The organism is Tianweitania sp. (assembly GCF_032053605.1).
Taxonomy (GTDB): Bacteria; Pseudomonadota; Alphaproteobacteria; order Rhizobiales; family Rhizobiaceae; genus Tianweitania.
On record NZ_DAMBUH010000114.1, the window covers coordinates 9,611 to 10,290 of the forward strand.

At 67.8% G+C, this 680-nt stretch carries 1 pseudogene; it reads right to left on the reverse strand.

The window, feature by feature from the left end:
* Nucleotides 1-680 (reverse strand): annotated as a pseudogene (locus tag RTX98_RS17775) (CoA-binding protein); the annotation flags it as partial.

The window sequence follows — 680 nt, forward strand, 5'->3', positions numbered from 1 at the left end:
CGCCGCCGCCACTGACGCCAACCACGGCAACAGCTCCAGCAGCCGGCCGCTTGCCACCGGAGCACAACACACCGGCTTCGATGAAGCTGTCCATATCAGGCAAATCGACGATGCCCACGCGCGCGAGGAAGGCAGCCTGTGCTTCGGCAGCACCGGCGAGCGCGCCGGTATGAGCGGCCGTCGCGCGCTGTCCTTCAGCGGATCGGCCCACTCGAAGCGCGAGTGCGGTCTTGCCGGCGGCATGCACCGCTTCCATGGCCGATGCGATCGAGGCCGGATCGCGGACGCCTTCGATGACCAGCCCGATCACGTCCGTTTCCGGATCCTGCGCGAACCAGCGAAGATAATCGCCAAGGCCAGTCACAGACGCATTGCCCACCGACACAAGCGCCGACACGCCAAAGCGGCCGGAATTGCCGAGCGCGATGGCGCTGGCGCCGGATGCCGATATCAGCGCCATGCGCCCGCGTTTCATGGCCGGATCGAGCGTCGAGGAGTAAAGGGCTGCGCCGTTTGCGAGGGAAACGAGGCCGAGGCAGTTGGGTCCGCACAGCACCATGCCGTGACGGCGTGCCACCTCCGTCAGTTCCGCTTCAAGAACCGCGCCTTTCTCGCCCACCTCGCCGAAGCCGGACGCGAGCACGACCGCCGCGCGCGTTCCGCGCTGCCCGGCCTCTTCC